We start from the raw sequence: 6280 nt of genomic DNA, 5'->3' as shown, positions 1-6280 counted from the left end.
GTTGATATTCCGGTACCCGCTTTGAAACGCCCAATATCGAGCCCATTAATGCTAAGGCCGTGAAGCCGCCGGCTGAGTCTTCGGACGAGGTCGGAGTGGTGGAGCCGCTGACCCAAGGTGGTAGTAGGTAAGCGATGGGGTGACGCAGGAAGGTAGTCCAGCCCGGGCGGTGGTTGTCCCGGGGTAAGGGTGTAGGCCGTGTGATAGGCAAATCCGTCACACATTAAGGCTGAGACCTGATGCCGAGCCGATTGTGGTGAAGTGGATGATCCTATGCTGTCGAGAAAAGCCTCTAGCGAGTTTCATGGCGGCCCGTACCCTAAACCGACTCAGGTGGTCAGGTAGAGAATACCGAGGCGTTCGGGTGAACTATGGTTAAGGAACTCGGCAAAATGCCCCCGTAACTTCGGGAGAAGGGGGGCCATTCCTGGTGATGAGTTTTGCACTCTGAGCTGGGGGTGGCCGCAGAGACCAGCGAGAAGCGACTGTTTACTAAAAACACAGGTCCGTGCGAAGCCGTAAGGCGATGTATACGGACTGACGCCTGCCCGGTGCTGGAACGTTAAGGGGACCGGTTAGCTTGGATTCGTCCGGGCGAAGCTGAGAACTTAAGCGCCAGTAAACGGCGGTGGTAACTATAACCATCCTAAGGTAGCGAAATTCCTTGTCGGGTAAGTTCCGACCTGCACGAATGGCGTAACGACTTCTCGACTGTCTCAACCATAGGCCCGGTGAAATTGCACTACGAGTAAAGATGCTCGTTTCGCGCAGCAGGACGGAAAGACCCCGGGACCTTTACTACAGTTTGATATTGGTGTTCGGTTCGGCTTGTGTAGGATAGGTGGGAGACTTTGAAGCGGCCACGCCAGTGGTTGTGGAGTCGTCGTTGAAATACCACTCTGGTCGTGCTGGATGTCTAACCTGGGTCCGTGATCCGGATCAGGGACAGTGTCTGATGGGTAGTTTAACTGGGGCGGTTGCCTCCCAAAGGGTAACGGAGGCGCCCAAAGGTTCCCTCAGCCTGGTTGGCAATCAGGTGTTGAGTGTAAGTGCACAAGGGAGCTTGACTGTGAGACCGACGGGTCGAGCAGGGACGAAAGTCGGGACTAGTGATCCGGCGGTGGCTTGTGGAAGCGCCGTCGCTCAACGGATAAAAGGTACCCCGGGGATAACAGGCTGATCTTCCCCAAGAGTCCATATCGACGGGATGGTTTGGCACCTCGATGTCGGCTCGTCGCATCCTGGGGCTGGAGTCGGTCCCAAGGGTTGGGCTGTTCGCCCATTAAAGCGGTACGCGAGCTGGGTTTAGAACGTCGTGAGACAGTTCGGTCCCTATCCGCTGCGCGCGTAGGAGTCTTGAGAAGGGCTGTCCCTAGTACGAGAGGACCGGGACGGACGAACCTCTGGTGTGCCAGTTGTCCTGCCAAGGGCATGGCTGGTTGGCTACGTTCGGAAAGGATAACCGCTGAAAGCATCTAAGCGGGAAGCCTGCTTCGAGATGAGGACTCCCACCTCCTTGAGAGGGTAAGGCTCCCAGTAGACGACTGGGTTGATAGGCCGGATATGGAAGCCAGGTAACTGGTGGAGTTGACCGGTACTAATAGGCCGAGGGCTTGACCTCATTTGCTCGCGTCCACTGTGTGGTTCCCGGGTTGCGAACAGTCGCACCGGTTGAACCAGTTCCACTTTGCTAATTGAAGAGTGTGCTTGTTCGCTAAGTGCCGATGCCCCGTTTTGCGGGGCGGCCCGATAGAGTTTCGGTGGTCATAGCGTTAGGGAAACGCCCGGTTACATTCCGAACCCGGAAGCTAAGCCTTTCAGCGCCGATGGTACTGCAGGGGGGACCCTGTGGGAGAGTAGGACGCCGCCGAACAATCTTTCAAGGACCCTTGGTCCAGCGTTCACGCTGGACCAAGGGTCCTTTTTGTTTGTCCCATGCTTTGCCGTAGCGCGTCCGTTGGCCGGCTGCGCGAGAATGTCTGTGGTACCCGATGACAGGAGTCACGCCGATGTCCCCCAACTCTTCCGACGACCGTCCGGACCGCGAGCCGCGTCGTAGGGACGGTGGTGACAGGGGCGGATTCCGCGGCGGTCGTGACGACCGTGACCGTGGCCCCCGTCGTGACAACGAGCGTGGTGACCGCGGTGGTTACCGCGGCTCCCGTGACGATCGCGGTGGCCGTCCCGCCGGCGCGGGGTCCTACGGACGACGTGACGACCGCGACCGTGACCGTGGTCCGCGTCGTGATGACGACCGTGGTGGTTTCCGTGGCCCGCGTGATGACCGTGGTGGTCGTCCCGGTGGTGGGTTCGGCGGTCGTGATGACCGTGGCGGTCAGGGTGGCGGCGGGTTCCGTCGTGACGACCGTGGCGGTCAGGGTGGTGGTGGCTTCCGTCGTGACGACGACCGCGGTGGCCGTTTCCCCCGTGACGACCGTGACCGTGGTCCGCGTCGTGATGACGACCGTGGTGGTTTCCGTGGCCCGCGTGATGACCGTGGTGGTCGTCCCGGTGGTGGGTTCGGCGGTCGTGACGACCGTGGCGGTCAGGGTGGCGGCGGGTTCCGTCGTGACGACCGCGGTGCCGGTGGCGGCTACGGACGCCGTGACGACCGCGGGGGCCGTGGCGACGACCGCGGTGGCTTCCGCGGGGGACGTGACGACCGTGACCGTGGCCCGCGCCGTGACGACCGTGGCGGCCGTGGCGACGACCGCGGTGGCTTCCGTGGCGGACGGGACGACCGCGGTGACCGCGGTGGCTTCCGTGGCGGACCGCGCCGCGACGACCGCTCGGGTGGCGGCGGCTACGGACGCCGTGACGACCGCGAGCGCCCCGACCGCGAGCCGATCAAGCGTCTGCCCATCCCGGACGACGTCACGGGCGACGAGATCGACAAGGACGTGCGGCAGGAGCTCCAGAGCCTGCCGAAGGGCCTCGCCGAGGACGTCGCGCGCAACCTCGTCATGGTCGCCAACCTGATCGACGAGGACCCCGAGCAGGCCTACGCCTACTCCAGGGTCGCCCTGCGGCTCGCCTCCCGGGTCGCCGCGGTGCGCGAGGCCGCCGGCTTCGCCGCGTACGCCACGCAGAAGTACTCCGAGGCGCTGGCCGAGTTCCGTGCCGCGCGCCGGATGACCGGGACCGTGGAGCTGTGGCCCGTGATGGCCGACTGCGAGCGCGGGCTCGGACGTCCGGAGCGTGCGCTGGCCATGGCCGGCGAGCCCGAGGTGCAGAAGCTGGACAAGGCCGGCCAGGTCGAGATGCGGCTGGTGGCCGCCGGGGCCCGGCGCGACATGGGGCAGCTGGACGCGGCCATCGTGACCCTGCAGAGCCCCGAGCTCGCCTCCCACTCCGTACAGCCCTGGACCGCCAGGCTTCGCTACGCCTACGCCGACGCGCTGCTGGCCGCGGCCCGCGAGGACGAGGCGCGCGAGTGGTTCGCGAAGACGCTGGAGGCCGACAAGGACGGTGCCACCGACGCGTCCGACCGTCTCGCCGAGATGGACGGCGTCGAGTTCACCGACGCCATGGACGACAGCGACGAGGCCGACGAGCACGACCACCAGGACCTCGACGCCTCCGCGGACGACGCGGGTAAGGCCACAGCCGCAGGGACGGAGTCCGCCGCGGTGGACGTCGCCGACGAGACCGTGGCGGCCGACGTCACCGCTGACGACGACCAGGACGACCGACTCGACGCGGACGACGAGAACGTCGCCGGGACCGACGAGGCTCCGGCCAAGTCCGCGGAGTAGGACCGGATCCGGGTCCGCCGGCCAGGGCGGACCCGGGACATGTGTGAGGGCGGTACCCCGGCCGGGGTACCGCCCTCACACATGTCCCGGACCGTGTGCCTGCGGGCGACGGGAAGCCCCGTCAGCCGAGGGCGAGGCTGCGCAGCACCAGACCCGTGGCCGGCTTCGGACCGAACGAGGTCGACTTGCGGGGCATCATGACGCCGGCACGGGCGAGGTCGCGCACGACCTCCTCCCGCACCGGGTGCATCAGCACGGCCGTGCCGCCGCTGCGCTCGGCCTGGACGACGGCGGCCTCGGTGTCGTGGATGTAGGCGATGTGCTCCGGGCCGTCCGGCACGTTCCAGAGGTGGTCCAGGATCGTCGAGTGGAGCACCGTGGCGTCCAGCGACCGCCACGCGGCCGGCCGCTCCTGCGGGACGGTGTCGGCGATCAGCGCTGCGTCCGGCCGGTCCGCGAGGTGGAAGCGGCCGTCACCGGCGAGGACGAAGGCGTTGGACCCGTCCGCCGCGTCCGCGAGGGCGTCGAGCGCCTCCGGCAGGTCCGTGCCGAGGGTCCGCACCCGGAAGGAGCCGTCCAGCGCCGCGAGGGCCTCGGCGAGGGGCAGGCCGCGGACGAGCCGGTGGATGGCCCGGACCTGGAGAGGGTGGCGGAGGGTGTCGATCAGCAGGACGAGTCCGTGGTCCCAGGGGCCGGGGTCCGTGTGCTCGGAGCGCAGTCGCAGGTAGGTGGCCCACCGGTGGTGCCCGTCGGCGATCAGCGCCTGATGCCTGTTCAGATCGGCGCGGACCGCCTCGATCTCGGCCGGATCGGTGATCGCCCAGAGCCGGTGCCGGAAACCGTCCTCGGTGGTGGTGGCCAGCAGCGGGGCGCTCTCGGCGGCTCGTTCGACGGCGGTCGTCGCCGCGCCCGGGACGGTGTCGCCGCGGTAGGTGAGGAGCAGCGGTTCGAGGTTGGCGGCGGTGCTGCGCATCAGGTCGGCCCGGTCGGCGACGATGTCGGCCATGACGCCCTCGTGGGGGAGCACGATGCCCTCGGACGGCTCCGACAGGGCGAGCGCGCCGATGATGCCGCGTTGCAGCAGGTCGCCGCGGTGCTGCTCGTACACGTACAGCGCCGGTTCCGCGTCCGGGGCGAGAACGCCTTCGGCGAGCCACCGGCCGAGGGTGTCGGCCGCCTGGCGGTGCCGGGCCTGCGCGGTGTCGGCCTGCGGCAGGATCAGCCGGACGATGTTGTGCGGGTCCGCCGACTCCAGGTGGTGCAGTCCGTCGGGACGCACGACCACGTCGTACGGCGGCGAGGTCACGGCGGCGAGGCTGCCCACCCGCTCGGGGACGTAGCGCAGTCCGCGGAACGGGGTCAGGCGCAGGCCGCCATTGGCCGCGGGACCTTCGGTGTTCATCAGGGCATCGTATGCGCGCGCGGACGATGAGCGATGATCGGGGGAGTGGTGGACCGGACGGCGGACGAGGAGCGGACAGGGATGAACGAGCGGGTCAGGACCATGCCGCGGGGGAGCACGAGCCCGCCGGCCGAGGCGTACGACACGGCCCTCCTCGACCTGGACGGGGTCGTCTACGCGGGCGGGGAGGCCGTCGCGCACGCCGTGGAGTCGCTCGCCGGCGCCCGCGCGCGCGGGATGCACCTCGCCTATGTGACGAACAACGCGCTGCGCACGCCGCTGAGCGTGGCCGAGCACCTGACCGAACTCGGCGTCCCCGCCGTCGCCGAGGACGTCATCACCTCCGCGCAGGCCGTGGCGCGGCTGATCTCCGAGCAGTTGCCCGGGGGATCGCGGGTGCTGGTCGTCGGCGGCGAGGGCCTGCGGGTGGCGCTGCGCGAACGCGGTCTGGTGCCGGTCGAGTCGGCCGGGGACGACCCGGCCGCGGTGGTCCAGGGCTACGGCGGGCCCGACCTCCCCTGGGGCCGCTTCGCCGAGGCCTGCTACGCGATCGCGGCCGGTGTCCCGTGGTTCGCGTCGAACACGGACCTGACGATCCCGAGCGCCCGGGGGATCGCTCCGGGCAACGGCGCCGCGGTCGAGGTGGTCCGGATCGCGACCGGGGCCGAGCCGCAGGTCGCGGGGAAGCCGCTGCCGCCGATGCACCGGGAGACGATCCTGCGGACGGGAGCCGCGCGGCCCCTGGTCGTGGGGGACCGGCTGGACACGGACATCGAGGGCGCGTTCAACGGGGACGTCGACTCGATCCTCGTGCTCACCGGCGTGACCGACGCGGCCACGCTGCTGGCCGCCGCCCCGCGGCACCGCCCGGTGTACGTCGACGCGGACCTGCGGGGGCTGCTGGTGCCGCAGCCCGAAGTGGTGTCCTCGGACGGCGGGTTCGGCTGCGGTTCCTGGCGGGCCGCGGCACGGGGCGGGGAACTCGTCCTGGAGGGCGAGAGCGACGGGGCCCCCATGGACGGCCTGCGGGCGCTGTGCGGGGCGGCCTGGTCCCACGCGGGCGACGGGGTCTGCGACCTCGACGCGGCAAAGGCGCTGGCCAGGCTCGGGCTCTGAGCCCGGC

At 68.6% G+C, this 6280-nt stretch carries 4 protein-coding genes and 2 rRNA genes (1 of these 6 running past the window's edge); 5 read left to right on the top strand and 1 reads right to left on the bottom strand.

The genetic code is table 11. The features are described from left to right. The 4 genes from IAG43_RS06465 to IAG43_RS34215 all read left to right on the top strand — a co-directional run. Positions 1–1621, top strand: a 23S ribosomal RNA gene (locus IAG43_RS06465); it begins 1505 nt to the left of the window's first position. 135 nt (positions 1622–1756) lie between these two features. Next, positions 1757–1873, top strand: a 5S ribosomal RNA gene (rrf, locus tag IAG43_RS06460). Between the two features lie 221 nt (positions 1874–2094). Next, positions 2095–2979: a hypothetical protein gene (locus IAG43_RS34220; RefSeq protein ID WP_223005912.1), complete on the top strand. Its 885-nt coding sequence runs from the start codon at positions 2095–2097 to the stop codon at positions 2977–2979. Further along, positions 2901–3755: a tetratricopeptide repeat protein gene (locus tag IAG43_RS34215; protein WP_246574093.1), complete on the top strand. Its 855-nt coding sequence runs from the start codon at positions 2901–2903 to the stop codon at positions 3753–3755. The genes IAG43_RS34220 and IAG43_RS34215 overlap by 79 nt, the downstream gene beginning before the upstream one ends. A 121-nt stretch (positions 3756–3876) precedes the next feature. On the opposite strand, the gene IAG43_RS06450 is transcribed toward IAG43_RS34215, so the two are convergent. Then, positions 3877–5157 (bottom strand): DUF1015 family protein, encoded by a 1281-nt coding sequence (locus IAG43_RS06450; protein WP_187739795.1) that lies wholly within the window; start codon positions 5155–5157, stop codon positions 3877–3879. A gap of 81 nt (positions 5158–5238) precedes the next feature. On the opposite strand from IAG43_RS06450, the gene IAG43_RS06445 reads away from it, so the two are divergent. Further along, positions 5239–6273 (top strand): HAD hydrolase-like protein, encoded by a 1035-nt coding sequence (locus tag IAG43_RS06445; RefSeq protein WP_187739794.1) that lies wholly within the window; start codon positions 5239–5241, stop codon positions 6271–6273. Positions 6274–6280: the final 7 nt, after the last annotated feature.

Origin of the sequence: Streptomyces genisteinicus (assembly GCF_014489615.1) — a bacterium.
Lineage (GTDB): Bacteria > Actinomycetota > Actinomycetes > Streptomycetales > Streptomycetaceae > Streptomyces > Streptomyces genisteinicus.
This window is presented reverse-complemented; position numbering and strand designations above follow the sequence as displayed.

What these genes read in the sequence shown, in the direction of transcription:
- IAG43_RS06450 (WP_187739795.1), bottom strand. Translation starts at nt 5,157, where the DNA reads ATGAACACCGAAGGTCCCGCGGCCAATGGCGGCCTGCGCCTGACCCCG.
- IAG43_RS06445 (WP_187739794.1), top strand. Translation starts at nt 5,239, where the DNA reads ATGAACGAGCGGGTCAGGACCATGCCGCGGGGGAGCACGAGCCCGCCG.